This window comes from Mycetocola sp. CAN_C7 (assembly GCF_015752285.1).
GTDB lineage: Bacteria > Actinomycetota > Actinomycetes > Actinomycetales > Microbacteriaceae > Mycetocola_A.
Genome location: NZ_JADOUY010000008.1, coordinates 46,377 through 73,373, shown reverse-complemented (window position 1 = coordinate 73,373; position 26,997 = coordinate 46,377). Strand labels below are relative to the sequence as shown.

The following is a 26,997-nucleotide window of genomic DNA, read 5'->3' as shown; positions in this document are numbered from 1 at the left end:
CTAGGTGGTGGACATGTCACTCTGGGACGAACTCCCGGCAGGCGCCCAGAACTCCGGAAATCTCGACGGCCTCAGATCCACTCTCGAAAGCGTCGACGGCACCGGACCGGTCGAAGAGACGGATGCCGATGGCACGTGGTCTGTCTACACCGCAACGATGAATCTCACCGGTCCGCTCGCGCTCGATCCTCGCACGGGAGGCTTCAGCACAAGCGGCGGGTCGAGCGGAACACCGATCGAGTTCCGCGACCCGAACGTCTCCGCCGCTCTTGGCTTGCACCTCACCGGTCCTGGCGGGACACGAGACAGCGGGTGGCGGATCATCGTCGGCGCCCCGTCGATTGCCATCCGCACCCCGTTCCTTCGCGGAGCTTTCGTCGACTCCCGGGGCCAGTTGCGTGCCGATCCGGCTCAGCCGACGGTCGCGTTCGTGCTGCCCGCCACCCGGATCAGGGTGATGCAGCTCGCCGGTGCATCGACCGCGGCGAAACTGCTCTCCGCGACAACGACCGGCTCACCGACGGAAAACACCTACGATTTCGTCCGGATGGAACCACCGCACGCCCTGATCGGCCCGGGCGACACCGTCGGCTTCGCCTACCGCACCGCCGTGCTCGACCTGTCAGGGACTGAAGGGCCGAGCGGAGTCCCGGCCACAGCCCGAGTGCTCCCCGATGCGTGGCAAGGACTTTATCTGCCCGAGATCCGGCTGTTCGTCTCACCCAGCGGTGTTGAAGGGCTCGCGGTCAGCGCGGGCGTGCGCAACCTGTGGGTCGGCATCGGCGAACATGAAGGAGTCACCGGCATCTTCGAGGCGGAAGTCGTCAACCGCGGTCAGACCCCGTCGCTGTCCGTGCGGTTCGGTACCTCGTCCGGGGAGTACATCGCCGACCCGGGCACCGGCACCGCCCAGCTCCCCGAGACCTCCACGATCTTCGTCGACACGGCCGGCGGCCTCGCACCGATCAGCATCGCCATCTCGGTCAACGGCATCGGAACGAATGATGACCGTGCTGCGGTCACCACACCGGCGACGGGCACCATCACGATCACCGTCTCGGCACGCGATTCCGCCGCCCACGAGACGACCCGGACGTTCACCGCGACGCGGCGTACGGCATCCGTCACCACGGGCGGTGCCGGTGATTCCCTGGTGACCGTGACACCCGCCCGATGGGACTCGCACGTGATCGTCCGCGAAGCCGTGTCGGCATCCACCGTCACCGTGCGACTCGAACCACGCGACAGTGTCGCCTGGTCCTGGCCGGGCGGAACGTCGACGGGTGAAACGGCTGAGGTCCCTGTCGGCGCTGGCGGGACCGTCGTGGTCACCGCGACGTTTACCGCGGTTCAGCGTGCCGTCGCCGACTGCTTCTTCCTCTTCGACCGTCCGCACCCCTCAGACGGCGACCCATACGCACGGAACGAAAGCCGCACGCACGCCGAACCCGCAGCCGACCGTGACCATCACGGATCCAGCGTCACGTTCACACGGCACATGAGCGACCGGCTCGCAGCGATCGGCGCGGGTACGAAGCTCACCGTCGACGGTTATGCCTCGTACGAGGGCGACAACTCGTCACCGGAACAGGACGACAACCGCGAGCTCAGCGAACGCCGCCGCGACATGGCCATCTCGATTCTCCGGCGCATCGGTTTCACAAATGTGGTCCAGGGCGCCGCTTTCGGGCACGACCCCGCCCGCACCCAGGCGCCGCTCGGCCCGACAGGCGTCACGTCTCCACCCATCCCCGCTGCGGGAGCCTCCGGCTGGTGGCGGGCGCGAGTGTACTCGGAACCCCCCGCCGCTCCCGAGATCTGCACGGCAGAAATCCGGCGTCGGGCGACGCCGCCGCCGACCGACACCGATCCGAAACCTCCCGCGCAGCAGCGCCCCGACTGTTTCCGGAAGATCGGTGTGCGGGTCGAGTTCGTGCGCAGCACCTTCATCCGCGGTGAGATCTACGGCGAGTTCGACATCGAAACCGCCGCCGAATCCGCCCTGCAACGCAACGGACAGCCGGCCCTGCGGACCGGGGCGCGCAACCCGTCAGACGGTATCTGCGTATTCCTCCTCCGACTGCGGCTCAGCGAGGACCGGGGTGCGTGGGAGATGACCGGGGAATTCCGGGCGCTGGATGCCGACCTCGACGGTCTCGCGAAAATGGATCAGGCGACCGCAAACGCCACGGCACTCAACATTCTCGGTGCCCTGAGCATTCTGGCGCCGCTCACCTCGTCTGCCACGCAACTGTCGCCGGCGGCAGGCGCTGTCGTCGCCCTCGGCAGCGTCGCGCTCGGCGCCAGCGACCTCATCCACACCCACACCCTCATCCTCCGTGGGGGCGAACTGACCGTCAGCGATGGCATCGTCGGGCCGGACGGCACGACGACCGTCGCAGACAGTGGCACCCAGGTCAGCGTGCTCCTCGACCTGGAGGTGGTGTTCAGCTTCGACCTCGGTATCGTCCGTGTCGACCAGGCCCACCCGGTGACCACCCGATACAAGGCGGTCGGTGTGCGCTCACAGTGGGGAACCGAAGGAACGGGAGGTGACCTCGAGTACGTGCCGCTCCCGGTGTTCGACCCGAGCAGGGGCTACACACTCGACGTCCCCGCCGGGGCACTCAGCGCGGCCCCTCCGCTCGACGAGCTGCTCCGAATCCTCGGCTTCCGGGTGAGCCGCGACAACCCGACCTACCTCGAGATCGAGGTCGGGCTCGGCGTCGACCTGGGCATCGTCACGGTGGACACCGTGCGGGTTCGTGCCCGTCTCGACAGTCCCACGCTCGACGTGCAACTGACCAAACTGGCGGCATCCCTCGACATCCCTGGGACCATTCACGGCACCGGGTCGATCGAGTTCACCGATCAGGGGTTCAAGGGCGCTTTCGACCTCACCATCGTTCCCGTCAACATCCGTGCGTCCGCGGTCCTCGCCGTCGAGAGCAACGACGACGGCGTCACCGGCGTGCTCATCGGCGCCGAGGTCGAATTCCCTGTCCCGATCCTGCTCGGCAACTCGGGCCTGGGGATCTACGGATTCATGGGTGGCGTGGGCGTCAACTACGCGCGCAAGGAGCGCACCGATTTGCAGGTTCCCGCCCTGGTCTGGTTGCAGGATCAGTTCGCCAGGCCAGGGGGAGTGATGGACCCGACGGGGTGGCAACTCACCCCGGGGAGCTACGCTTTCGCGGCCGGGATGCTCGTCGGCACCGTCGACGCCGGATTCACCGTGCACCTCAAGGGCATCGTCATCATCGAGGTCCCCGGTCCGCGACTGCTGCTGGTGATGAAAGCCGACGTGCTCTCGCTGCCGCCTGTTCTGGACAGCAACCAGAGCGCCACGTTCCTGGCCGTGCTCGATATCGACTTCGGTCGAGGCACGATCACCATCGGCATCGTCGCTGCATACGAAATCGAGAGCGTCCTCAAGATCCGGGTGCCGATCACCGCCTTCTTCAACAGCCAGCAGCCCGAGGACTGGTTCGTTGAGCTGGGGAATTACACCGACCGTGTCACCGTCGAGGTGCTCGACGTCCTCTCAGGCAGTGGCTACCTCATGGTGCACGGAAACGGCATCAGTCTCCCCACTGATCCGGCACTTGCTGTGCCGAGCGGCATCGCCGTCGCCACCGGGTTCCACCTTCAGGCAGTGCTGATGGGGAGCAAGGCGGTCGGCCTGTACCTCGAGGTGGCCGCCGGGTTCGACGCCATCCTCGGTCTCGACCCGTTCTACCTCGGCGGCATCATCTACGTACGTGGGGAGTTGCGGCTCTGGATCGTCGGGATCAGCGCGAGCGCCGAACTGGTCGTGCAGGTCGGAAAACGCAAGGTCGGCGACGTGTGGGTCACCGAACCGTACGTGCACGGTGAAGTGTGCGGCAGCGTCGACTTCTTCTTCTTCGAAGTGAAAGGCTGCGTGGAGCTCACCATCGGCGAGGAGACCACGCCCACACCCGATCCGCTCCCGCTCGTTATGGGCGTGAGCCTCATCGCTCGCACTCCGGCCAAGCTCGAAGGCACCGGAGCGAACAGTTCGATCGACGGCAAACTGTCGGATGCCGTTGACATCACCCCGTCGGCGGGAGCACCGGATGAGCTGCCCACCGTTCCGCTCGACGCCATCCCGGCCATCACCTTCCGGACCGCCCCGACCGGTGCCGGCCCGATCGTCCTCGGCGCGGCCGCATTCGGAACTTCCGGCGCCGCGGCGAACCCGTGGACGCGGATCGGCGACCGATGGTGGCGGTACGAGCTCGTCAACGTGACACTCGACGGCCCCCTCACCCCAGCGACCGGCAAGACTCCGTCGACCTGGTGGGCGGCTCCCGCCGATGCCGGACCGGTGGCCGGACCGACCCTCGCTCTGCTCGACTGGCTGCCCACTCCGCACTCGGCGGCGGTCCCGTACGGCGAAGCGCTCACGACGCAGGTGAAACATCGCTGGGGGACGGTGTGTGGGAACGCCGCACCACCGGCCCGACTGCTCTGGACCTTCGATCGGTGCCCGACAGGGCCGAGCCCGGTTGGCTGGCGGCTCGACGGCGTCGCCTGGCCAGATCCCCCGGATCGCCCGCGCTCCATTCCCGTCGCCGGCCGGGTCGACATCACGGAGCCGTGGCGGATCGACCCGGTGACGGATCGGGTCCAGGCCACCCAGCCCGCAACGGTGATCGGTGATGCCGTGCCCTGTTACAACGGCCGCCCGGGAACGGCCGACGACCCGATGAAGTACTGGCAGACCGGGCAGCCGCTGACATTCAGCAACCGGGTGCTCCCCAGCGCCGCATTCGCCGACGTGACAGCACAGCTTGCTTCCGGCGGTCTGTTCCGTGACCTCGTTGCCATCCGTCAGGAGAATTCCTGGGACCCGTCTACCGGAGACCCCCGCCGCCGCACGGCGTTCGACTGCGAGGGCCGCATCCTCCGCTCGCCCGAACGTGATGAGGCCGAACCGGCTCCGTTCGGCCCCGACGCTGACAAGGAACGGGTGAAGCAGGTCTGGAACGACACAGCTTTTTCGCCCGACCGACTGGCGGATGCCGTCACCATCGACGTCGGGACGGACGAGTTCGTGGATGTCAGCATTCTCCTTCTCGTCCCGGAACGGGGGCTCGGCGGGAACGCCGTGGTCTCCGTCCGCGATGCGGACGGCGGAGAACTCGGGGAGGAGCGGATCGGTACCGGCCACTTCATCAATGCAGGCAACCCTCTGCCCGCTGGCTGGGTCGACCCGGCCGGCCCCTGGGCAGATCCGGTACAGCGGGCAGGCAGGATCGCAGCCCGGGTCGCCGCAACGTCACAACAGGGCCTCTACGCGGTGCTCATCAGCCTCAGGGATCTCCCCGACCGGGCGTCTCGGCTGGTCGTCGGGTGGGATCGCGACGCCGGTCAGAGCGGCGATTTCCCCGCGTTCTACGTCGTAGCCGCAGAGGGGATGCTGCGGAGCGAGCAGCGCCGCTACGACTGGGACAGCACCTCACGTGAATCCGATCGGCAGGCTCTGTCGAACGCGCTCACGCAGGCGCCGGACGACCACGCGCTCCTCGTCCCCGGCGAGCTTTACACCGTGCACGTGACCTGGAAGGCGGCATCCGCCGACGGGGACGTCCAGCCCGCGGCGAGCCCCGACCCCACCTGGGGAGCGGAGGAAACGCAGTCGTACCGGTTCCAGGCAGACCCGGCATCCGAGTCGCCGAAAGACCTCTCACCGTGGATTCTCGCCACGACGCCCGGGATGGATGACGTAGGTGTTTTTCTCACCGAGAAGGTCCGCATCGCCTTCGCCACCCAGAAGGTCGCCGCCCTCTTCGACGCCTACGGTCAGCAGTTGCGCCTCGTCGTGCGGGCGGCATCCGGGCACCACCCCGAACCACCGACAGGAGGCGGCTCCGCCGCGTCGTTCGTGATCCCTGTCGAAGCCGCCGCCCCATTCGGAAGTATCGGAGCCACCTTCGGCGTGCAGACGCCGTGGGAGCAGGCGGTGCGCGAGATGCTCGGGGAAACGGGCCAGCGCTGTGTGCCGTCGAGCGGGTCCGGTTCGCACACCTACACGCTGACCCTCGACTACGACTTCGAGCCACTCACCGACTACCTCATCGACATCCACGCGGTGCCGACCGCATCGCCCCCGACCACAACCGGTCTCGTGCACCGCATCGGCTTCACCACATCGCGCTTCGAGAGCGCCGCCGGCCTGGCCGGCTTCATCTCGCCGGCGCCGGTGGAGCACCGTGTCGTTCCGCTAACGGGGCCGATCGCGGGACTTCCGACAACCCCGACAGGCGCCCAGGTCGACGAGGCGTTCCAGGCGGCGGGACTGGCCGTGCCGCAGGTTCCAGACTTCCCGCGGGTCCAGGTGCTCTGGACGACGGATGCCGTACCTCAGCCGTTCGCAGTCGTCCTGGAGTGCAGCGAACCGCTCTGGCGGTCCCGCGTCGTTCCAACGGTGATCCCCGCCCCGCCGGACTCGCCCGACCCGAGTCACACCTACTGGGCGGGCCGACCGGCCGACTGGCTCAGCGTCGTGCCGGGAACAGCGCCGCCTGCGGACTCTGACCCGCCACGGGCCGGGATCAGCCGGATCATCCGTGGACCGGGAGGAACCAGGGCCGTTGTGCTCCTTGCCGCTGGATCTCGTGGCACCGAAGCTCGGCTCGACCTTCGAACGGCCGCCGACCAGCTGGCCGGAACCCCCGAATCGTTCGTGACCGCGGCGCGCATCTCGCTGCTGCGTGCCCCCTGGGAGGTGGAGGACTGATGTCTCGCATCGCCGACGTGTTCCGGTTCCGCGCCGAAGCTGTGCGCCTGAACTGGCCGTTTATCGCCGACAAGATGACCAGGCCGCAACGGGGCCACCACTCGCCGCTCCGCGGACTGAAACCGGAACAGTTGAGGGCCCGAGCGGGGGACATCCGCGTCACCTGGGCGGCCGCGAAAGAGCTGGGTGTGCCGTACGGGCCCTTCACGGTCTGGACCCGGGGGAGGCAGGACGACCGGATGGAGACGGTCGACGTCATCACCTGGCAGGCAGAAGGTGGTCTCGCCTTCTGGTGGGGCGGAACACAGGCTGCTCGAATTCGCGTGCGCTGTGACGTCGACTCGATCAACCAGCCGGTCGGGCTGTTCCTCTTCCGCACCTCGCCGTCGCTCTACGACGCCGTTGCATCCGTCGCCGTGCAGCCCTCATCGAATTCAGTCACCCTTGAGCTGTCGACGTCCGGTGCCGTCATGGGGCTCCTGGTGAACGGGTCCAACCCTCAGGTGGCGATCACTCGCCTCGACGACGTCATCAATGACGACGCCTGGAAGCCGATCGAGATCGTCGGCTTGCCGGTCGAGCGCGGCTGGGGAACGAAATATGACACCTCAGACCAAGGGCCCATCGACGATCTGATGGCCCCGCGAGACGCCGCAGCTTCCCGCCTGCTCCGTGGCGGCCCGCCGTTCGGCTGGCATCCCGTGACCCAGGCCGGGCGTCTGGCACCGGAGTGGTCCGCCCCGGACAGTGACGCGCTCATCGAGGAAGTGCAGAAGTTCGTGCTGCCTGAGATCGCGGGAATGTACGACGGTACCGTTCCCGAGTACGACCAGTGGACACTGTCGAATGTGCGGGCAGTCGCCCCACCCCGGCAGGGCACCAGACAATCGGCGCTCGCGACGAAGGCGGACGCCAAACCGTGGGCTGCGCTCAACATCCCCGCACACAGCGATGCGTTTCTCAACCTCGTGACGGGGTTCGGCAGCTGCTACTCGCAGGAACGGATGCTCCCCGAACAGATCGGCGTCGGCGGTTCTGATTTCCTCATCACGGCCACCTACCGCGAAATCGCGCCGATGGGAACCGGCTCGGCCGAGTTCGCCGCTTACGCCCCCCAGGGAATCGCGCACGCGCAAACACCGTCTCCAGCCGCTCTCACAGCGGGGCGGTCGGGACTCGTTCCGCCAGCGGAAGCGGATCTCGCGTGGCGGGAGACCGTGCGATTGAACTGGAAGCTCACCCCGACGGCCGCCGGCCTCGGCATCCCGACGGAGTCCGCGCTCGCCCGGTACGCCGCCGGTGCCGGGGATGCCGAAGCGCTGATCGAGCGGCGAGACCCCAGTGGATGGCGTCCGCTCGTGCTCAGCGCAGACGCGCCGAAACCCAAGCCGGGGAGCGACTCAACGAGCGTCGTCGATGGGGGCGCCGAGATCCTGCTGGGCAGCGGGGGCCGGCAGGTCGGTTATGCGGTCGCCGTGAGCGATGTGTATGGCGTGTGGTCGCGCTGGAGTGATGTTCCGTACAGCGGAGACGAACCCGGCCCCGAGGGCGCGCGGCTCGTCTCGGTCGCGCTCACCACCCGCTTCGCCGGATCCACGACGTGTCCGTCAAAGCTGGACCTCGAAGTGGCAACGGAATGGCTGCAGCGAAGGACGCGGTCGATCGACATCGTCGCCGTGTTCTTCCCGATGCTGACGCCGACAAGCGACCCGCCGGTCGGCCTGTCGCCGACAGCCGTGATTCCGGCGAACTGCTTCAAGCGCGACCTCGGCGTCGACTTCGCTGGTGACGATCCCACCGGCATCGGCTGCGACGTCACCGCTCTGAACGCAGAAGGCACCGCAGAGGAAACCGCAGGGCCCGCTCAGGGCGACGGCGGGCGCCGTTTCGCCGTCCACGCCGACGTTCCGACCCTCGACTTCGGAGCCACCCGGCGGTGGGGCGTGCAGATCTGGGTTCGCCGCGCTCTGTTCGTCGGGGTCACGCCGTCGGGCTGGACGCCGGATGTGGCGCACCCCGCGCTCGCGAGCGCGGCCAGTCCTGTTCCGGTCGAGCCGCTCCCACTCCCGCCGCTTCCGGGCGTTCCGCTGGCGAGTCTGCCAGACGCTGAAGGGCGGGCGCACGCCCGTGTCGCCTGGTCGCTTCCCGCCGGTGCCGCGGTGAGGACCACCGCGATCTGGGAGTGCGCGGAAACGGCACTGCGTCAGAGTGTCGGGCTGGCTCCCCGGGCTGCGGACACCGATCCGCCCGGCGCCCGACTGCATGCCCTCCGCACGGCATACGACGCCCTTCCGGACAACAGGCGACGCCAGCTGTTCCGTCGGCTGACCGAACTCGACGGAGCCGTTCGGGACTTCGACGCCGTCCTGCCGAAAGGGTCGACAGACATCCACCTGTTCGCGGTGACGACCGTCACAGACTCCGGAGTCGAATCGCCGTGGCCGTCAGGACCGGCCGAGACCGCCGTTCGCGTCGCCATGGCTCCCAGGCTTCGGCATCCGGCTCCACCCCTTGTGCGGTCACGCCCGGATGCGACCGGCAACACGGTGATCGAGATGTCGAGTTCGAGCCCCCTGCCTGTGGCCCGATTCCGACTGCTCCGGACGCGTTCCGAGGGTGCGGCGCGTCGTGCGGACACGATGGGTCCTGCATTCGCTGAGGTAGCGGCGGACCCGACGGCCGGCCCGCCGGACGTTGTCACCGGAGACCCGGTGTACACGGCAGCCTGGACCGGACCGTTTCCGGAGAGCTGGGACGACTGGTTCGTCCGCGCGATCGCCATCCCGGTCGACCAGGTGCCGGTGGAGGCGGTTCGTGGAATGCCGTCGGACCCTTCGGACGTCGTGTCGTTCAGCGCGCGGCCCGACGGTCCCCCTGACCTCGCGCCGATCGCGGTCGAGACGGATGCCGCCCATACCGGAATCGTCCTCCGCACGTCCACGTCAGCACCGGTGCGCCCCGTTCCGGCGGGGGCTCACCGTGTAGGGGTGACTGCACGGTCGGAGACGCTGCCGTTCGTGGCGCTGCAATCAGTACCGGAAACCCCACTCCTCAGCCCCCCGGCCGAAGCGGACACCGCGGTGATCGTGGAGCGGGGGCCGAGGGCATCCGGTCGTTCGCCGCTCGCCGTCTGGTTCACACGCCCGGTGGCCACCGACCCGGTGGAGGTCGCCGTGCGGATCATCGATCCGTTCGGCCGGGTGACGGAGCGAACCGAGACGGTGCCCGGCTGGGTGGAACCGCCGCTGCTGGACCTCTCGCTCATCGACGTGATCACCGTTGTCGGTCGCGGGGTCGCCGTCGTGGTCGGCAGCGACGCGCCTGTCGACGTGGTTCCCCCGTACGAACTCGTCGTGCGGGCGACGCAGCGACCGCGCCGCACGCCGTTTCCTCTGGACCCGCGCCTCGTCGGACGGCCACTGCTGGCTTCGATCAGCCTTCCGGACATTCCGATGAGCAGCACACCGCTCCCGCGCGGGGGGATCCAGTTCGGCTGGAGACGGTCGGACGGCCACGGACGCGTGTACGACATCTGGATTCCCCTGGCCGGGCCGCTCACCGCGACGATCACCCTCGTCGCCCCTGACGGCGGGCGGATCACGGTCACCGCACTGGCGTGACGGCTGGGCGGTATCGACCGATCATGCTGTCAAGGGCTTGATGGCCAGGAGAGCGGGGGTGTTCGGTGGAGTACACACAGCCCGTGTCCCCGACCAGGAGATCAGCCTTATGACATTCAGCCCCCGCTTCGCCATCGTGACCGGATCGAGTTCAGGGATCGGGCGAGCGACGGCCATCGCGCTCGCCGAAGCCGGAATGGACGTCGGGATCACCTGGAGCAGCAACGAGGCCGGCGCGGAAAAGACGGCGGCAGAGGTCCGCGCACAGGGGAGACGCGCGATCGTCGCGCATCTCGACACCACCGACCTGGATCGTTGCGGGGATGCGGTCGACGGACTGTGCGACGAGCTCGGCGGGATCGACGTCTTCGTCAACAACGCCGGACTCGGTGACAACGTCCCGTTCCTCGGCATGACCCTCGAGCAGTGGAGGCACACCGTTTCTGCCGACCTCGACGGCGCGTTCGTCGCCATCCAGCGTGCGGCCAGACGAATGGTCGACGCAGGAAACGGTGGCCGGATCATCGCGACGACGAGCGTGCACGAGCACCAGCCGCGGTACGGGTCGAGCGCATACGACGCGGCCAAGCACGGGCTCGGTGGCCTCATCAAAACGCTTGCTCTGGAACTCGGCGAGTACGGAATCACCGCAAACGCGGTCGCTCCAGGGGAGATCTCCACCGGCATGACCGACCAGGAGGACGAGGACCCGCACGACCACAAGCGGCCGGGGGTCCCACTCGGCCGACCGGGCGACGCCCGTGAGGTGGCCGCGGTGATCGCATTCCTCGCTTCCCCGTTGTCCAGCTATGTGACCGGTGCGTCCTGGGCCGTCGACGGCGGCATGCTGCAGATGGGACCACAGGGCGGCTCACATCTCACGAGCAACGACTGGCGTTCGAAGAAAGCGTGACGGCGATGACCGACCCCACGCGAGTGCGCAGCCAGGCCGCTCTGACAACATCCACCGGGTTGATCTGGATCCTGCTCGGCACCGTTCTCGCGGCAATCTGTGTTGCCGTCCTCCTCACACTCGTCGGGCTCGCACCGGTCGTCGCCTGGACCGGCGTTGCCCTTGTCGTCGCTCTCTACGTGGGGCTTCTCATCGTCCGGTTCGCCGTGAGACCCGGTTCCCGGCGGCTGGTGGCGATGGCCAGTGTCTTCGGAGCGATCGCGCTGGTGACGCTGATCTGTGTCGTCCTCATCAGCGGGAGTGCCTGGGGGTCGCTGGGCTAAGCCCCGGGTCGAGGACGCGGCGGAATGTAGCGGGGGATCATCCGCGCCAGATGCCAGGCACCGATCAACCCGACGATACCGACGGCACCCGCCGCGAATGACACCGAGACCAGGCCGGTCAGGCCGGCGACGATCAGGGGAGCTGCGGCCGATCCGGCATCTCCGGTGAACCGCCAGGCACCGAGGAACGGGGCCGGATGCGCCGGGGGAGCGAGGTCGGCTCCGAGTGTCATGAGGATGCCACTGCCCAGCCCGTTCGCGAGGGAGAGCACACCGGCGGCGATGATCAACCACACGACGGCATGTGGTGTGTCGTGGGTGAGCGCGAGGATCAGCATCCCCGCACCGAGACCGATGGTTGACGGAACAGCACTCCAGGCGCGCCCGAACCGGTCCATCACCTGCCCGCTGACATAGAACAGGGCAAAGTCGACCGCGCCGGCGAGGCCGATGAGAAGGGCGGTGTTCGCTTCGCTGACCCCGAGGCTCACCGCCCACAGCGGAATGATCACCGTTCTCGCCGCTCGCATGGCTCCGATCAGCGCTGCTCCGGAACCCATACGGGCGAGGACGCCCCTGAACCGCCAGAGAGTACGGAACAGGCCGTGTGATTCCTCGGCTGCGAGATCCTGGCCTGCCGTGTGAGTGTGCCCACTTCTGCGGGCCTTCGCTTCTGCCCCGAACAGCGACTCGGGGTCAGGAAGCAACATCAGGATGAGCACGGCGGCGAGGCACGAGACGACCATGATCCAAAAAGCACCCTGCGCGCCTCCGGTGACATGAATCACCGGGACGGAGATCAGCGGGCCGATGAACAGGCCGGCGCGGAACACGCCGCCGAGCGTCGACAACGCCCGAGCCCGATATCTGAGCGGCACATAGCTCGTCATGAAGGCATGTCGTGCCAGAGCGAACACGGCCGTTGACAGGCCGAGGACGAAGACCGAGGCGCCAAGCAGCCACGGGTTCGGGGCGAGAACCGCCCCGAGGACGGCGACGATCGACAACAGGGCAGCACCGATCATCGCCGGCCGTTCGCCGACGCGACTGACCAGCCACCCGCTCGGGATGTCGCCGGCGAGTTCACCGATCATGAGCATCCCCGAGATCACGCCAGCAATCGCGAGGCTGGCACCGAGGTTGGTGGCCGCGACCGGGATGAGCGGGATGAGCGCACCTTCGCCGATCGAGAACAGCAGCGTCGGGAGGAAAACAACGATGGCGACGGAGCGGATGCTGAATGCCGGGGTGTCGTCTGCCATCGTGCTTCGAGTCTATGTCTGGCGGTTCGCGTGCCTGACCGCGGGGTCGCGCTGGAAGGTAGGCTGGAGCCGACATGTTAGATCTAGACCTGAACGACCAGATCGCCGCTCTCCGCACCACTTTCGCCGACATCCGGCAAGTCGTCGACCTTGACCGGCTGCGCGCCGACATCGTCGACCTCAGCGAACAGGCGGGTGTCCCCGATCTCTGGGACGACACCGACAAGGCGCAGAAGATCACGAGCGCGCTCAGCCATCGGCAGTCCGAGCTTGCTCGGATCACCGCGATCGAGAACCAGCTTGACGATCTCGAGGTCCTCGTCGGTCTCGCCATCGCCGAAGGTGACGAAGAGTCAGCGACCGAAGCACGCAGCGAACTCGTCGACCTGCAGAAGCAGATCGGCGACCTCGAGGTGCAGACCCTCCTCAACGGCGAATATGACCCGCTTCCCGCCGTCGTCACAATCCGGGCTGGAGCGGGTGGCGTCGACGCCGCCGATTTCGCCGACATGCTCTTCCGGATGTACCTGCGCTGGGCGGAACAGCACAAATACAAGGCCACCGTGCTCGACACGAGCTACGCCGAAGAAGCCGGCATCAAGTCCGCAACCTTCGAAATCGACTCCCCGTACGCCTTCGGAACGCTCAGCGTCGAAGCCGGAACCCACCGACTGGTGCGCATGAGCCCGTTCAACTCGGCCGGCAAGCGCCAGACGAGCTTCGCGGCCGTCGAAGTCGTTCCGCTGATGGCCGAGACCGAAGAAGTCGACATCCCCGACAACGACATCCGCATCGACGTGTTCCGCTCGTCAGGCCCCGGCGGCCAGTCGGTCAACACGACTGACTCCGCCGTGCGCATCACCCACCTGCCCACAGGCATCGTGGTGAGCTGCCAGAACGAGAAGAGCCAGATCCAGAACCGTGCAGCGGCGATGCGGGTGCTGAAGTCCCGTCTTCTGCTGGTGCAGCGCGAGCAGGAGAACGCGAAGAAGAAGGAGCTTGCGGGCAACATCACGGCGAGCTGGGGCGACCAGATGCGCTCCTACGTCCTCGCGCCGTACCAGATGGTCAAGGACCTGCGCACGGAGCACGAGGTCAACAACCCGCAGAACGTGTTCGACGGCGACATCGACGGATTCATCTCCGCCGGCATCCGCTGGCGCAAACAGCCGGCGGAGGACTGAGCCTCTCCGCCAACACGGCGGGCATAGGCGTGTCACGCCCGGAACGCGCCAAAGCCTGCCTAGGCTCGAATCGTCATGATTCGGTTTGAGAACGTCACGAAGAAATACTCCGGCACCAAGCGACCGGCAATCCACGAGATGGATCTGGAGATCGCCAGGGGGGAGTTCGTCTTCCTCGTCGGTGCATCCGGTTCCGGGAAGTCGAGCTGTCTGCGGCTGATCCTCAAGGAGGAAAAGCCGTCGAATGGGTCGATCTTTGTTCTCGGAAACGACCTCGGGTCGATCTCGAGCCGCAAGATCCCGTACTTCCGGCGCAATCTCGGCGTCGTATTCCAGGATTTCCGCCTGCTTCCTAACAAGACGGTCTTCCAGAACGTGGCGTTCACGCTCCAGGTCATCGGTAAGTCGCGCGGGTACGTGCAGGAAGCCGTGCCCGACGTGCTCAAGATGGTGGGCCTCGAGAACAAGGGCGACCGTTTGCCGCATGAACTATCCGGTGGCGAGCAGCAGCGCGTAGCGATCGCCAGGGCCGTCGTGAACAAGCCGCAGATCCTGCTCGCGGACGAGCCGACCGGAAACCTCGACCCGGCGACCAGTGCCGGCATCATGCAGATCCTCGAGCGCATCAATGCCGGAGGAACCACCGTGCTCATGGCCACCCACGAGGCTGGCATCGTCGACAAGATGCAGCGCCGGGTGATCGAACTCGTCGACGGCGTCATCGTACGCGACGAGCTCGAGGGCGGGTACGGCACGACCGGAGTCGTGCCCGAGTTGAAACCCGCCGTTGCGAAGGGCCAGTCCGCCCAGGCCGCACGCCGCGAAGTCGCCGAAGCGACTGCGCAGGCCGATGCCGAAACCGAGGCACACCAGATCTTGATCAACACGCCCGTGCACGAGCCCGTGCCGACTCCGCGCCGCATGGTTCCGTCACGAACGGAGACGGGTGAGACCGACCGCATCGCGCCGGCAGCGGCAACGGGAGCCGTCAACCTGCCGCGCTCAGAACCGCAGGACCTCAGCGCCGTCACCGATCACCTGTCGCTGGCCGAGCGTCTCGGGCTGCGAGCCGCCGATGACCCGGATACTGACGACGAGCAGAGCGTGGGGCCCGTCAAATGAGGCTTTCACTGATCTGGCAGGAAGCCACGACTGGCCTGCGCCGCAATGTCTCGATGGTGATTTCGGTCATCCTCGTCACCTTCATCTCCCTGACCTTCGTCGGCACAGCCGCGCTGCTGCAGATGCAGATCGGCCAGATGAAGAACTACTGGTACGACCGCGCACAGGTGGCCGTCTACCTGTGCACCGCCGATTCAGCGACCGAGAACTGCGCGGGAGGGGCTGCGACCGACGACCAGAAGGCGAGTGTCACCGAACAGCTCGAAGGGGAAACCCTTGCCCCGTTCATCGACGAGTTCTACTTCGAGGACCACCAACTCGCCTACGAGAACTTCCAGCAGCAGTTCGAAGGCAACGACCTCGCAGCGCTCGTCGTTCCTGAACAGCTGAACGAGACCTTCTGGGTCAACCTCAAGGACCCATCGCAGTCGGAGGTGCTCGTCGAGGCCTTCTCCAGCACGGCCGGCGTCGAAGAGGTCACCGACCAGCGCCAATACCTCGACGCCATCTTCCAGGTACTCAACGTGGCCAGCTACACGGCCATCGGCATTGCCGGGCTGATGCTTGTCGCCGCCGTGCTCCTCATCGCAACGACGATCCGCCTGTCTGCGTACTCCAGGCGCAAGGAAATCGGCATCATGAGACTGGTCGGAGCATCGAACAGGTTCATCCAGACGCCGTTCATCCTCGAGGGTGTGTTCTCCGCGGTGATCGGGTCCGTGCTCGCCGGGGCGGCGGTCGTCGGCATCGTGCACTACTTCATCGCGGGATACCTGGCACCGCGGATGCCGTTCGTCAGCTTCGTCGGCGTCGCAGACGCGTTCATCGTCGTGCCGGTGCTCATCCTGCTCGGCATGCTGCTCGCCGCGTTGTCCGCGAACTTCGCGATCAAGCGCTATCTGAAGATCTAGCGGGAGCCGGCCGCGCGGCATCCGTCCTGTTGTTAGACTGATGGGCTGTCGCGCGACCGGCGTGGCAGATCCCTCGCGGCTCGATGCCGCACACCGACCGTCGGAGCAAACCGTTGCCAAGAGAACGTGGCCAAAATGTCGTGGCCACCAATCGCAAAGCGCGCCACGACTACCTGATCGAAGACACCTTTGAAGCAGGACTCGTGCTGAGCGGCTCCGAGGTCAAATCGCTGCGCGCCGGCCGGGCGTCGCTCGTCGACGGCTACGCCTTCATCGAAGGAGGCGAAGCCTGGCTCGACGCCGTGCACATTCCCGAGTACACCGGCGCCACCTGGAACAATCACCCGCCTCGCCGCAAACGCAAACTGCTGCTGCACAAAGCGCAGATCCTCAAGATCAGCCACAAGGTCGCGCCGGGCGGGTACACCATCATCCCTCTGAAGCTGTACTTCAGCGACGGCAGGGCCAAGGTCGAGATCGCCATCGCCAAGGGTAAACGTGAGTACGACAAACGGCAGACCCTGCGCGAACGCGAAGCGACACGTGAGGCTGCCCGCGCCATGTCGGCGAAGAACCACCTGGGCGAATGAGCACTGTGCCACGGATCGCCGTGAACGGGACCTATAACCTGCGTGATGTGGGCGGGTACCCCACAGTGGACGGTCGCGTGCGCTCCGGACGGCTGCTGCGATCCGACGGACTTCACCGGCTCGGGCCGGACGGTAAACGCCACCTCCGTGAGCTCGGAGTCGGAGTCGTCGTCGATCTTCGCGACGAGTTCGAAGCCCGGATCATGCCGGACGATCTCGACGGGCTCGACGTCGCCGTCGTGCGTCTGCCGGTGTTCGAAGGCTCGGGGGCATCGCAGGGCGAGGCGGCCGTCAGCCTTCCCGCCCTCTACAGCAAGATCGTGACCCAGCACTCCGGCGTCGTCATCCGGGTACTGCGTGAGATCGCGACCGCAGACGCCGGTGTACTCGTCCACTGCACGGCGGGCAAGGATCGCACGGGCATCGTCGTCGCCCTCGCGCTGCTCGCCGTCGGCGTGGACCGTACCATCGTCGTCGAGGACTACGCCCGTTCAGAGGCCAACCTGCGCGGCGAATGGCTCGAGTGGATGATCGCACTCATCGTCGAACACGGCGGAGTGGAGACACCGGAATTACGGACGCTCATGGGCGGGAGCCCCGGACACGTACTCGATACGGTTCTCGACGAGATCGACGAGGAGTATGGGTCGGTTCGGCAGTACCTGTTGCGCTCGGGTTTGAGTCTTCACGATCTGGAGTTGTTGTCTGCTTCTCTCGTTGACCGCGGGTGACGGGTCAGGGATGACGGGTCAGGGGGTGGCGGCGAACGTCACGTCGATTTCCACCGACACGCGGATCGGGGACGGGGCGAAATCTGAGGGTGTTCCCGCCGCCGTCGCGAACATCCGAGTGTCGTCCTGACCGAATGGCCGCGCTGCTGCCGACGGCTCCGAGAGCGTGACAGGCGTCACCGTAACCAGGCCGAGTGATGAGGCGTAAACGGATGCCTTGTCGAGAGCGTGCGCGACGGCATCCCGCTGGGCGCGCGCCTCCAGTTCGCGACGCGTGAGATCGGTGATCGCCCAGGCCACACCGCCGACTGACACGTCGTTGCGGTCGGCGGTCTCATCGAGCCACAGGCTGAGACGGATGAAATCGGTGAAGGTGACGGCAAGGGTCGCACGGGAATGGAACACGAGGGGGAGTTGGGTGCCGTCGTTGCTCCACGGCCGTTCCGCCCACACCTGCAGGTCGTCGCTGGTCCAGTCGACGACGGGACCGGCGACGGTGTCGTGCAGTCGGGTGACGGAGTCGATGCATTCCGCGATGGCCCGGGTGGAGCGCGCGCGGACCTCGGAACGGTCGGGGCCGTCCACCGCGATGACGAGGGTCGCGGTCGCCCGCTCAGGAGCGGACTCAGCGACGGCCTCCCCGCGCAGGGAGAGAACGACGGTCGACTGTTCGGAGTGGTGGGCCATGTTCGAACTGTACCTGTGAAGACCCCGTCGGAACAGGCAGCGCATGGCGGTGGGCTTCGCAGACGCGTATACTGAAAAGCTGGGTCGAATGGCCCGGATGCCGGGAAACCGGTTTGGTAATTCAACAGCGCGTGACCAGCAATCCACTCCTCGGAGTGTGCATGGGGATGATCGGTTTCGACACTGCCTGCGCAACTGTGAGAAGCGGGTCGAGGATCCAGGGTTATCTCGTAAACGATCTCTGGAAAACAATAAGTGCCAATTCAAAGCGCACTGACTTCGCCCTCGCTGCCTAAGCGAGCGCACTAAAGAAGTCCGTCAGGCCGGGAATGCTCTCTACCCGGACCCTGGCGCCATTTAGAGAGATTGCTTCTACGTTTCGTCTCAGGGCGTAGAGGGACTTCAACTGAGGCTGGGCTTGTCGGATTAGGTGCCAGTGGCAAATTCCGGAGCCGAGTAGAACGTCTTCACTGGATACACCCGTAGAAGGCACATGACCACAGCAGTGGACCGGGGTTCAATTCCCCGCATCTCCACCATCGGTTGTTGATCACGCAACGTGAACGACGAAAGGCCGCCCGGAAGGGCGGCCTTTCTGCGTTGCGGATTCATGGTTAGCTGGGATGCATGGCAGACAGTGAACGCATCGAGCTCACCCTGCACAAGCCACGCATCGGCTGGTATCCGAAACCGACGGTGGTGTTCAACGGCCGTGGCCAGCCCGCCCAATGGGGAACCGGGACCTGGCAGGTGTCCTCCGTCGGAACGACCGACGTCACGGTGTTCCTCTTCAACCGGCTCTGGAAGTTCGGGTACGCACGGATCACGCTCGAGCCCGGTCACCCGACTACGTTGCGCTACTCGGCACCGTGGCTTCCGTTCGGACCCGGCCGGCTGGAATCCGCTCAGCGCTGATCAGTGCCGACGACCGGCGCGGCCCACGAACGGAACTCGGCAGTGATGAGCTCTCGGACTGCGGTGTCGCTCGTGGCGGACCCGCCGTCGCCCGGCTGCACGCCGTAGTCGCCGAAATCGGCATGGTTCCCGCCGGGGACGAGCACGGTGGCGGCGTCATCAGGGAGCAGCACGGCCGAGTCCTCGATCTTCTCGGGCGTGCTCAGGCCGTCATGCTCGCCGACGAAGCTCAGCACGGGGAGCCCGCTGTCTGACAGGTCAGTCGCGCAGTAGCTCCCAAACAGCACGATGCCGACCGTCTCTTGTTCGCCGGCGTACTGACAGGCCCTGACCCCGCCGAGGGAGTGCCCGCCGACGAACCACTGATCGACGCGTGCGACACCGTCGGTGAACGTCGCGAGCGGCCTCAGATCGACCAGGGCCAGGTTGAGGGTCGGCTTGGTGATCACCACGGTCACGCCGTCCTCGACGATTCCAGACAGTTTGAACAGGTAGGCATAGGGGTCGACCTTCGCGCCGGGAACGAAGACGAGCCCGGTCGATGTCGCGTCGGTCGTCGGCGCCAGAACCACGGATACGTCGGTGTCCGTGACGGTGATGGCATCGTTCCGCCAGACCTCGAGCGCTGCGTCGCGCTCGCCCGCCATCACCTGGTGGGCCCAGACGGCCCCGATGGAGATCACGAGGAGGAGCACCGCGACCACTGCAAGCACGGCGTTTTTGATGCGGCGGCCCGCCGTCACCGTGCCGCTGCCTCCTCGGCCTTTCGCCGCTGGCGCTCGGCCTCGATCACGGCGGCCTCCTCCGGGGTGGGGGCGGTCCCGCCGAGGTGAGCGGGCTGCCACCAGGCACCCGTGCCGGCATCCGGGTAGCTCGCCTGCGCGTCGTCGAGAAGCGTCTGGAGCGTCTGCCGCAGTGCTGCTGTCGTCTCCCGAACGTCGGCGTCTGCGCCGACCGTGAGCGGGGCCCCGATCGCGAACCGGACGGGGACGTTACGCGCCTCGCTGAGGATGGGTTTGTGTCCCTTCGTCAGGAGACGATGCCCGCCCCAGACCGCGACGGGGATGATGGGGACGCCGGCCTCCGCGGCCATGCGCACAGTGCCGGTCTTCAACTCGCGCACGGTGAACGACGCGCTCACGCCGGCCTCGGGGAAGACTCCGAGGATTTCCCCGGCCTCGAGCGCGGCGATTGCCTGAGAGTACGCCTCGCCGCCGGCTTTCATGTCGACCGAGATGTGTCGCATCCCCCGCAGCAACCAGCCGACGACCGGTTTGTCGAACGCGCCCTTCTTCGCGAGAAAGCGGATGCGACGCCGGTTGCGATGCCAGACCATCCACTCGGTCAGGGCGAAGTCCATGTAGCCGAAATGGGTGATCGCAAGCACGGCACCGCCGGACGCCGGAAGATTCTCGGCCCCGGTGACGATCGGTTTGAGCCGAAGGGCACCGAACAGCAGCCGCCCGGCCGCGATCGCCGTCGTGTATACGGGTTCCCTGGTGCGCGCGTTCATACCGAAATGGTACGGGTCGCCGCCGTGAATTCAGTCGCGGTCGCTCAGGCTGGCGGGACCGTGCCCCAGGATGCTAAGCACCGAATCGTGCAGCACTCCGTTGGTGGCGAGTGCGCTCCGCCCGGCGATGGTGTCCTGGCCGTCGACGGCGGAGAAGCGCCCCCCGGCCTCTCGAACGATGACGACAAACGGAGCGATGTCATACTCCTTCACACCGAATTCGGCGACGATGTCGATCAGCCCCTCAGCGAGCATGCCGTACGACCACATGTCGCCGTAGGCCCGGTCGCGCCACACCGATCGTGAGAGGTCGATCAGCCGGTCGAGGTAGCCGGCCTCATCCCACTGCGCGATGCTCTGGAAGCTGAGGGAGGCATCCGTGATCTTCTCGACGCCGGAGACCTGCAGGCGGCGGGGTTCCTGTTCGTCTTCGGCCAGCCAGGCGCCGGTCCCGTCTGCTGCCCACCAGCGCTTACGAAAGGCGGGTGCGGCTGCGACGCCGACAGCAGGCCGGCCGTCGATGGCGAGACTGATAAGAGTGGCCCAGTTGGGCACGCCCCGCAGGAAGTTGGCGGTGCCATCGATCGGATCCAGAATCCACTGGCGTTCCGTCGACCCCGCTGTTCCGAACTCCTCGCCGAGGATGCCGTCATCCGGTCGCTCGACGGCCAGGATCTCGCGTAACACTTTCTCGACGGCGAGGTCGGCGTCCGTGACGTGCGTTGCATCCGGTTTGGTGGAGATCTGCAGCGTCGTTGAGCGGAATCGGTCGACCGAGATCGCGTCGGCGGCATCCGCCAGTCTGAGGGCGAGTGCAAGGTCGTCTGCGATCGAGAACGGAGGGTTCGTCATGCTTCCACGATAGCGTCGGCTTCCGCCATGGTGAGCGGGGATGGGGCGTCTGGCGATGCTCTCTCGATTCGCGGAGCACGCGGATCGCATGCTATGGTTTTCCTCGGTTCACCGCGCAATCGGTGGGTTCGAAATGCACCTCTAGCTCAATCGGCAGAGCAACTGACTCTTAATCAGTGGGTTCCGGGTTCAAGTCCCGGGGGGTGCACAATCTCTTCTTCCTCTTACTGCGACTAAACCGGTAGTTCGTCATCGCCAGGTGCGTGACGTCATCCGACACGACGCTGTTCGTCGCGAATAGAGTCGTGCCATGACTTCCGATGGCTCGACCGATTCCGACAGCAACGGATCATCGACGACTGACGACGATGCGCGCTGGCTGGTCATCAACGGCAGGCGCTGGCGGCGCACCGACCCGTTCCTTCCTGCTGACGTGGTCGAGCAATTGACATCCCACCTCGGTCGGGGACGGTCCGGCGTACGGTCGGCGAAGCGCGCCGGCGATGCGGATGCGATCGCTGCAGCCCGCGAGCGCGTCGGGTTCGCTAAAGCGGGACTCGGTGAACGCGGGCCGTACTGGTGGGACGAGAGGGAGTCCGACCGTCTGGCGCGCGCCCTCGATGCACTTCAGGCGCTGGACGCGCTCGATTCCGGCGACGCGGAGCGTTGCCCACCCGAGTGAACGGCCGGATGAGGGTGGCGCTCGATGCGTCACCGAGGAGTGGGTGCGTCGTCGTCGGCATCCGTATCCGTGTCGGCGTCGCCCGCCCGGAGTTCTTCGAGTGGGATCGGCTGTGGGGCGTCGCCACCGGCAGCGGCGGACGGCGCCAGGATCGCCGATGGAGAAGGGGCGGACGAGTCCTGGGCGGAGGCGTTCCCGTTCAGCTGATCGAGTGGGAGCGGAACCGGGGCGTCGCCTGACGCCGCCCCCGCGCTGCTCCCGGACGATCCCGGTGCACCCAACTCGTCGACCGAAACGGGCGATGGGGAGGCTTCTGCCTGCCCGGCAGAGGCAAGGTGTCCGTCAGATCCCGAGTCGACGGCGATCCTGATGGTGACTTCGTTGGGCATCGGCGTGTTCCCGTCGGCTAGAGGTAGACCTGGGTGATGTTCTTGGCTGCATCGAGCACGACGTAGACCTGCTTGCCGTTCGCTTTGGCGGTGGCGAGCACCAGGTGCACGTTTGTCACGCCGTCTGGAGCGTTGGGCAGCACTTTGTGCCACGCGCCGTCGACGGCGAGATGTGCCCACGCGTTCTGGGAGTGGTGGGAGGTGAAAATCTGATTGATCAAGGTCCACATGGTCGGCTCTTCCTGTGTCGTGGCTGCTGGGGATCAGAGGTAGGCCTGGAACACGGCGCCGGCGTCAGCATTGACGGTGACGGTGAGGTTCCTGGCCCGGGCCAGGGCGAGAACCCCCAGCATGTTGGTGACGCCGTCTGGGGCGCCCGTCTGGACTTTCCGCCAGCCGAGACCGGCGAGGTTCGCCCACGCGTTCTGGCCGTGGTGGGTGGCGAAAACGCTGGCAACGCCCACGTTCGAGTACCACTGGGGCCCGGATGCCCTGGTGGTGACGGTCATCGACGTGCCGACGGCGGAGATCTGCGAGATGTCGAGCCCGGACGCGGTGCCGTCCCACCAGTTGCTCGACGGGGCGGTCGCTGGTCCGAACGACGACGCCGTGCCACCGTACAGATCTTCGGCGTCGCCGCCGTTGACCCGGCGTTCGAGGTCGAACCGATTGTCTGCCTGCTCGAGTGAGCATTCGTAGTGCTGGCTGGCCGTCATCTGCTCATGGCTGTTGTTGCCGTTCACATCGACGTGCCAGATCGCCAGGCCGGCGTCAGGCAGTGCAGCATCGCGGCCGGACTGGCGCCTGTTCTCCAGAATGAAGTACTCGGATGCGTTCCGCGCGTGGAGAAGGAAGTCGTTTTTTCCTGCCTCGACCGTCGCCGTCATGCCGCTGGTGAGGGTGGTGACGCGTGACGACCAGCCGGCCGCATGCTTGAGGTAGGCCTCGACCTGGACCGGGTTCCGATCTGATCCGCCGAAACACATGAGCGAGTAGTGGCCGATGCCATTCCCGACACTGACGGCGTCGTAGTCGTACAGGTCGGGGAAATCGCAGACCATGTGTCCGTTCTCGTGGCAGAACGTCCGCAGCGTCAGCTGGGTACCGAGATCGGTGATCTGGTAATCGGAGAACCGGCGCCCGCCGCCGACCGAGTACGAACTGGCGAGACCCCACGAGTGTGGCCAGAGTCCCTCCGACCAGTTGTTGGAGCGGGTGCCTGCGTAGAACACGCTGAGCGCCTGAATGAAACCGCCCGAGTCCGCGGTCAGCGTGGTGAAGTTGAAGCCGCTGGCGACGAGGCTGTCGAGAGCCTCACGGATGAGTTCCTGAGCCCGAGTTCCGTACGCGACCGTGGGGTCGGTGTAGTACGTCCGTGGGTGGGCTGCACGGTAGTACGCCGCCACGTGATTCTTGTACCGGAGTGTGCCGTCTGAGACGTCCCGGAAGTAATCGAACGCAGATCCGTTGTTGCCGAAACCCGAATAGCCGGCCTTGTTGCAGAAATCGTCGACCTCCTGCCGGCCGATCGACTGCGGAAAGTCGGAAAAGTCGACGAGCAGGACCAGACCCAGGTAGTCCCCGGTGGTTGCGCCGGACGGAGGAGCTCCGTCCGGCCCGTCATCAGCGGCCTGGGCCTCGTCCGCTGCCGACTCCGGCGACCCGGGCGGCAAGCCCTCTGGCGGGCGCACGTCTCGGGCAGCACGATCCTGCTGGCGGCGTTGCATCCAGCGTGGAGGCGGACCCATCGCCGAACGCGCTCCGTCGGCGTGCATCCGGGCGGCATCGCGCGTGAGGCGGACGTGCTTCGGGAGGGAGAGCGATTCGGGGTCGGTCTCGTCGACCCTTCTGCCGCTGGGGAGCAGCGACTCGCCGTCGTCGGCGAGGTAGGCGTACTCATAGAAACCGTCGCTTCCCGGTACGACGGTGTACCCATCGAGGGTTTCGAAGACGGCTTCGAACTGGTTTCCCCAACCGCGGAGCGTCACCTCCGAATCATCCGGATTGCGGAAAGTGAAGATTTCACCGATGAATGGACTGGGCACGACCGCCCCTCTCTCCAAGTGCTCGGCGACCCGGTTGCACGATCTGCGGGCGCACGGCGAGCGATCAACTTCGATGTGTGGATGCCGGCTAGCCTACTCGTGAGGATTTGTCAAATACACCGGTTGACGGGATCGACAGACTGCCGTAAACCGGATCAGGCGGGGGATTCGCCCGGCCGCGCTACGCGTTCGGACGGGAGCACCCGCCCGAATTGCGCTACGGAGCGACGGAACGCGAGAGACGGGCTCCAGCGGTATTCATGTGAACGGCCATGGCGGATGCCGCAGCATCCGGGTCGCGAGTCGCGATCGCCGCGTAGACGGCCGCGTGTTCCTCGATGGCAGCCGCAGCCTCTTCCGGCTGCTGCACGGCACGATCGACCCAGACCCGTAGGAGGGACCGGATGCTCTGAAGCAGGTCCAACAACACGGTGTTGTTGATGCTGCGGGCCAGTTCCGAATGAAACTGCAGGTCAGCTTCGACGAAGGCAGGCAGGTCGCCGATGTTCGCGCGCATCTCGTCGACGTGCTGGCCGAGTCGTTCGAGGGCCTGGTCGGTGATGCGGGACGCCGCGAGCCTGGCGGCATAGATCTCCAGGGCGCCGCGGACCTCGATGAGTTCGACGGTGCGTGGTTCGCCGAGCATGAGGCCCCAGCTCAGGGTCTGGGGGAGGAGCTCGCTCGTCGCACCGCGGAGGTAGGTGCCCGAACCCGGTCGGACATCGACGACACCGAGGATCTCGAGAGCGGCAAGGGCTTCACGCACGGCGGACCGGCCGACACCGAGCGTGGTCGAGAGTTGGCGCTCAGGGGGGAGCCGGGTTCCCGGCTCGATGTCACCCTTCGTGAAGATCTCGAGCAACCGTTTCGCAACCGCGGAGACCGGTGTGCCGCCAGAGAGGGAGCCGATGGACGCGGCGATTTCGGAAGACGCGTCGTGAGGATATGCCGGCATGGGTCCACGGTACTGGATGGGGTCGAGCGCGCCCACCGTCACTCCCTTTTTGGTCAACCGGTTGACAGGAAACGGAAAAAGGCGAATACTCATTTACGCGACCGACGTGGTTCTCACCGGGTTCTGGTTGCCGCCCTCATATTTAACGAAGGAGTTAACGTGGCCTCCACCACATCGAGACCCGGACCGCAGTCAGCGGTAGAGAAATCAGCGATCCGAAAGGTCGCCGTTCGCCTGGTGCCGTTCGTCGCACTGATGTTCTTCATCAACTATCTCGACAGGACAGCGATCGGATTCGCCGCTCCCAACGGGATGAACGACGACCTCGCCCTGTCGGCGGCTCAGTTCGGGTTCGCCTCTGGCGTGTTCTTCATCGGATACATCCTGCTGGAGGCTCCCTCGAACCTCGCCCTCCACCGATTCGGTGCCCGCAAGTGGCTGGCCAGGATCATGGTCAGCTGGGGCATCGTCGCGCTGCTCTTCACCTGGGTCGGCAACTTCGAGCAGCTCGTCGGCCTGCGCTTCCTGCTCGGCGTCGCCGAAGCCGGCTTCTTCCCCGGCGCTATCCTGTTCCTCAGCCTCTGGGTGCCCGCCGCCCACCGCTCGAAGATCCTCGCGCTGTTCTACCTGGCACAGCCGCTCACCACCGTGATCGGTGCACCCCTCGCCGCCATCCTCATCGAACAGGACGGCATCTTCGGCCTCGAAGGCTGGCGCTTCATGTTCGCCGGCGTCGCCATCCCGGCGATCATCATCGGTATCGTCGCCTGGTTCTACCTCAAGGACCGCCCGGCTGACGCGAAGTGGCTCACCGAAGAGGAGAAGGTCTGGCTGACCAATGCACTCGAGAAGGAGCGCGCGACGACCGAGAAGGCCAACGGGCACGCCCGCATCCGTGATGCGTTCAAGAGCGGTCGGGTCTGGGCGCTTGCGTTCATCTACTTCGGCTTCATCTACGGCCTCTACGCACTTGGCTTCTTCCTGCCGACGATCATCGAAGGATTCCAGGCCCAGTTCGGTACTGAGTTCGACACGTTCCAGAAGGGCCTCATCACCGCCGTGCCGTACATCCCGGCAGCGATCGCCCTGCATTTCTGGGCCAGGGATGCCACGAAGCGCGGTCTCAAGACCTGGCACATCGTGATTCCCGCGTTCGTCGGTGCGCTGAGCATCCCGTTCGCCCTCTTCGCCGGCTCGCCGTTCGCGACGATCGCCATCATCGCGATTACCGCCATGGCGATCTTCTCCGCCTTGCCGAACTTCTGGACGCTGCCCACGCAGTTCCTCACCGGAGCGGCAGCCGCAGCGGGTATCGCGCTGATCAACACCATCGGAAACCTCGCAGGCTTCTCGGCTCCGTACGTCACCGGTGCTGTCGCCGACTGGACCGGCAGCTACGAGGTCCCCATGTTCATCGTCGGTGGCTTCATGGCGATCTCGGGAGTGATCATGCTCCTGCTGGCTCGTGCGAGGCGCACACCGCCAGGCGCCGTCGACCCGGTCGACGCGCAGTCGCTCGCGCAGTGATCAGGAGAGGGGT

Annotated in this window: 21 protein-coding genes, 1 tRNA gene and 1 other RNA gene; 14 read left to right on the top strand and 9 right to left on the bottom strand. The window is 66.3% G+C overall.

The genetic code is table 11. The features are described 5' to 3' along the window. Positions 1 to 13 precede the first annotated feature (13 nt). The 4 genes from IWX78_RS15125 to IWX78_RS15110 all read left to right on the top strand — a co-directional run bounded on the left by IWX78_RS15125 (position 14) and on the right by IWX78_RS15110 (position 11,619). Positions 14 to 6,763, top strand: a complete 6,750-nt coding sequence (locus IWX78_RS15125) for a hypothetical protein (RefSeq protein ID WP_196834471.1) — start codon at positions 14 to 16, stop codon at positions 6,761 to 6,763. Next, on the top strand, positions 6,763 to 10,383 hold the full coding sequence (locus IWX78_RS15120; protein WP_196834470.1) for a hypothetical protein: 3,621 nt from the start codon (positions 6,763 to 6,765) through the stop codon (positions 10,381 to 10,383). The genes IWX78_RS15125 and IWX78_RS15120 overlap by 1 nt, the downstream gene beginning before the upstream one ends. A 109-nt stretch (positions 10,384 to 10,492) precedes the next feature. Continuing rightward, on the top strand, positions 10,493 to 11,296 hold the full coding sequence (locus tag IWX78_RS15115; protein WP_196834469.1) for an SDR family oxidoreductase: 804 nt from the start codon (positions 10,493 to 10,495) through the stop codon (positions 11,294 to 11,296). A gap of 5 nt (positions 11,297 to 11,301) precedes the next feature. Then, positions 11,302 to 11,619: a hypothetical protein gene (locus tag IWX78_RS15110; protein WP_196834468.1), complete on the top strand. Its 318-nt coding sequence runs from the start codon at positions 11,302 to 11,304 to the stop codon at positions 11,617 to 11,619. Here the strand turns inward: IWX78_RS15110 and IWX78_RS15105 are convergent. Then, positions 11,616 to 12,881, bottom strand: coding sequence for an MFS transporter (locus IWX78_RS15105; RefSeq protein WP_196834467.1), 1,266 nt, complete (start codon positions 12,879 to 12,881; stop codon positions 11,616 to 11,618). The two genes, IWX78_RS15110 and IWX78_RS15105, sit on opposite strands and share 4 nt — an antisense overlap. A 74-nt stretch (positions 12,882 to 12,955) precedes the next feature. Between IWX78_RS15105 and prfB the strand changes: the two genes are divergently transcribed. From prfB to IWX78_RS15080, 5 genes are all read left to right on the top strand, one after another. Next, positions 12,956 to 14,065, top strand: a complete 1,110-nt coding sequence (gene prfB / locus IWX78_RS15100) for a peptide chain release factor 2 (protein WP_196834466.1) — start codon at positions 12,956 to 12,958, stop codon at positions 14,063 to 14,065. Between the two features lie 75 nt (positions 14,066 to 14,140). Further along, the gene (gene ftsE / locus IWX78_RS15095) at positions 14,141 to 15,187 is read left to right on the top strand and encodes a cell division ATP-binding protein FtsE (protein WP_196834465.1); all 1,047 of its coding nucleotides are present in this window, start codon (positions 14,141 to 14,143) and stop codon (positions 15,185 to 15,187) included. Next, on the top strand, positions 15,184 to 16,098 hold the full coding sequence (gene ftsX / locus IWX78_RS15090) for a permease-like cell division protein FtsX (protein ID WP_196834464.1): 915 nt from the start codon (positions 15,184 to 15,186) through the stop codon (positions 16,096 to 16,098). Before ftsE ends, ftsX begins: the two co-directional genes overlap by 4 nt. Before the next feature lie 113 nt (positions 16,099 to 16,211). Beyond that, entirely contained in the window at positions 16,212 to 16,688 is a 477-nt protein-coding gene (smpB, locus tag IWX78_RS15085) for an SsrA-binding protein SmpB (protein WP_196834463.1), read from the top strand. Continuing rightward, on the top strand, positions 16,685 to 17,419 hold the full coding sequence (locus IWX78_RS15080) for a tyrosine-protein phosphatase (RefSeq protein ID WP_196834462.1): 735 nt from the start codon (positions 16,685 to 16,687) through the stop codon (positions 17,417 to 17,419). Before smpB ends, IWX78_RS15080 begins: the two co-directional genes overlap by 4 nt. 18 nt (positions 17,420 to 17,437) lie before the next feature. Here the strand turns inward: IWX78_RS15080 and IWX78_RS15075 are convergent, their stop codons facing one another. Then, entirely contained in the window at positions 17,438 to 18,106 is a 669-nt protein-coding gene (locus IWX78_RS15075) for an SIMPL domain-containing protein (RefSeq protein ID WP_196834461.1), read from the bottom strand. 163 nt (positions 18,107 to 18,269) lie between these two features. On the opposite strand from IWX78_RS15075, the gene ssrA reads away from it, so the two are divergent. After that, positions 18,270 to 18,645, top strand: a transfer-messenger RNA (tmRNA) gene (ssrA, locus tag IWX78_RS15070). A gap of 88 nt (positions 18,646 to 18,733) precedes the next feature. Beyond that, positions 18,734 to 19,021 carry a hypothetical protein gene (locus IWX78_RS15065; protein WP_196834460.1) on the top strand — a complete coding sequence of 96 codons (288 nt, stop codon included), beginning with the start codon at positions 18,734 to 18,736 and terminating at the stop codon, positions 19,019 to 19,021. Here the strand turns inward: IWX78_RS15065 and IWX78_RS15060 are convergent. From IWX78_RS15060 to IWX78_RS15050, 3 genes are read right to left on the bottom strand one after another with little or no spacing between them, the layout of a single operon-like run. Then, positions 19,012 to 19,764: an alpha/beta hydrolase gene (locus tag IWX78_RS15060; RefSeq protein WP_334684772.1), complete on the bottom strand. Its 753-nt coding sequence runs from the start codon at positions 19,762 to 19,764 to the stop codon at positions 19,012 to 19,014. The genes IWX78_RS15065 and IWX78_RS15060 overlap by 10 nt on opposite strands. Further along, positions 19,761 to 20,534, bottom strand: coding sequence for a lysophospholipid acyltransferase family protein (locus IWX78_RS15055; protein WP_196834459.1), 774 nt, complete (start codon positions 20,532 to 20,534; stop codon positions 19,761 to 19,763). The genes IWX78_RS15060 and IWX78_RS15055 overlap by 4 nt, the downstream gene beginning before the upstream one ends. Before the next feature lie 30 nt (positions 20,535 to 20,564). Next, positions 20,565 to 21,386, bottom strand: coding sequence for an inositol monophosphatase family protein (locus tag IWX78_RS15050; RefSeq protein ID WP_196834458.1), 822 nt, complete (start codon positions 21,384 to 21,386; stop codon positions 20,565 to 20,567). A gap of 135 nt (positions 21,387 to 21,521) precedes the next feature. Here IWX78_RS15050 and IWX78_RS15045 point away from each other — a divergent pair. Together IWX78_RS15045 and IWX78_RS15040 are read left to right on the top strand one after the other, a co-directional pair. Then, positions 21,522 to 21,594 (top strand) — tRNA-Lys (locus tag IWX78_RS15045). A gap of 102 nt (positions 21,595 to 21,696) precedes the next feature. Further along, positions 21,697 to 22,068 carry a biopolymer transporter Tol gene (locus tag IWX78_RS15040; RefSeq protein WP_196834457.1) on the top strand — a complete coding sequence of 124 codons (372 nt, stop codon included), beginning with the start codon at positions 21,697 to 21,699 and terminating at the stop codon, positions 22,066 to 22,068. A gap of 29 nt (positions 22,069 to 22,097) precedes the next feature. Here IWX78_RS15040 and IWX78_RS15035 read toward each other — a convergent pair whose 3' ends face one another. The 4 genes from IWX78_RS15035 to IWX78_RS15020 all read right to left on the bottom strand — a co-directional run bounded on the left by IWX78_RS15035 (position 22,098) and on the right by IWX78_RS15020 (position 25,457). Beyond that, positions 22,098 to 22,457 carry a hypothetical protein gene (locus IWX78_RS15035; RefSeq protein WP_196834456.1) on the bottom strand — a complete coding sequence of 120 codons (360 nt, stop codon included), beginning with the start codon at positions 22,455 to 22,457 and terminating at the stop codon, positions 22,098 to 22,100. A gap of 17 nt (positions 22,458 to 22,474) precedes the next feature. After that, on the bottom strand, positions 22,475 to 22,678 hold the full coding sequence (locus IWX78_RS15030; RefSeq protein ID WP_196834455.1) for a hypothetical protein: 204 nt from the start codon (positions 22,676 to 22,678) through the stop codon (positions 22,475 to 22,477). A 42-nt stretch (positions 22,679 to 22,720) separates the two neighbouring features. After that, positions 22,721 to 24,502: a M6 family metalloprotease domain-containing protein gene (locus IWX78_RS15025; RefSeq protein WP_196834454.1), complete on the bottom strand. Its 1,782-nt coding sequence runs from the start codon at positions 24,500 to 24,502 to the stop codon at positions 22,721 to 22,723. Between the two features lie 217 nt (positions 24,503 to 24,719). Continuing rightward, a complete protein-coding gene (locus IWX78_RS15020; RefSeq protein WP_196834453.1) occupies positions 24,720 to 25,457 on the bottom strand; it encodes a FadR/GntR family transcriptional regulator in 738 nt (245 codons plus the stop codon). Between the two features lie 159 nt (positions 25,458 to 25,616). Between IWX78_RS15020 and IWX78_RS15015 the strand changes: the two genes are divergently transcribed. Then, a complete protein-coding gene (locus IWX78_RS15015; RefSeq protein WP_196834452.1) occupies positions 25,617 to 26,984 on the top strand; it encodes an MFS transporter in 1,368 nt (455 codons plus the stop codon). The last annotated feature ends 13 nt before the right edge of the window (positions 26,985 to 26,997 follow it).

What these genes read in the sequence shown, in the direction of transcription:
- IWX78_RS15125 (WP_196834471.1), top strand. Translation starts at nt 14, where the DNA reads ATGTCACTCTGGGACGAACTCCCGGCAGGCGCCCAGAACTCCGGAAAT.
- IWX78_RS15120 (WP_196834470.1), top strand. Translation starts at nt 6,763, where the DNA reads ATGTCTCGCATCGCCGACGTGTTCCGGTTCCGCGCCGAAGCTGTGCGC.
- IWX78_RS15115 (WP_196834469.1), top strand. Translation starts at nt 10,493, where the DNA reads ATGACATTCAGCCCCCGCTTCGCCATCGTGACCGGATCGAGTTCAGGG.
- IWX78_RS15110 (WP_196834468.1), top strand. Translation starts at nt 11,302, where the DNA reads ATGACCGACCCCACGCGAGTGCGCAGCCAGGCCGCTCTGACAACATCC.
- IWX78_RS15105 (WP_196834467.1), bottom strand. Translation starts at nt 12,881, where the DNA reads ATGGCAGACGACACCCCGGCATTCAGCATCCGCTCCGTCGCCATCGTT.
- prfB (WP_196834466.1), top strand. Translation starts at nt 12,956, where the DNA reads ATGTTAGATCTAGACCTGAACGACCAGATCGCCGCTCTCCGCACCACT.
- ftsE (WP_196834465.1), top strand. Translation starts at nt 14,141, where the DNA reads ATGATTCGGTTTGAGAACGTCACGAAGAAATACTCCGGCACCAAGCGA.
- ftsX (WP_196834464.1), top strand. Translation starts at nt 15,184, where the DNA reads ATGAGGCTTTCACTGATCTGGCAGGAAGCCACGACTGGCCTGCGCCGC.
- IWX78_RS15080 (WP_196834462.1), top strand. Translation starts at nt 16,685, where the DNA reads ATGAGCACTGTGCCACGGATCGCCGTGAACGGGACCTATAACCTGCGT.
- IWX78_RS15075 (WP_196834461.1), bottom strand. Translation starts at nt 18,106, where the DNA reads ATGGCCCACCACTCCGAACAGTCGACCGTCGTTCTCTCCCTGCGCGGG.
- IWX78_RS15065 (WP_196834460.1), top strand. Translation starts at nt 18,734, where the DNA reads ATGGCAGACAGTGAACGCATCGAGCTCACCCTGCACAAGCCACGCATC.
- IWX78_RS15055 (WP_196834459.1), bottom strand. Translation starts at nt 20,534, where the DNA reads ATGAACGCGCGCACCAGGGAACCCGTATACACGACGGCGATCGCGGCC.
- IWX78_RS15050 (WP_196834458.1), bottom strand. Translation starts at nt 21,386, where the DNA reads ATGACGAACCCTCCGTTCTCGATCGCAGACGACCTTGCACTCGCCCTC.
- IWX78_RS15040 (WP_196834457.1), top strand. Translation starts at nt 21,697, where the DNA reads ATGACTTCCGATGGCTCGACCGATTCCGACAGCAACGGATCATCGACG.
- IWX78_RS15035 (WP_196834456.1), bottom strand. Translation starts at nt 22,457, where the DNA reads ATGCCCAACGAAGTCACCATCAGGATCGCCGTCGACTCGGGATCTGAC.
- IWX78_RS15020 (WP_196834453.1), bottom strand. Translation starts at nt 25,457, where the DNA reads ATGCCGGCATATCCTCACGACGCGTCTTCCGAAATCGCCGCGTCCATC.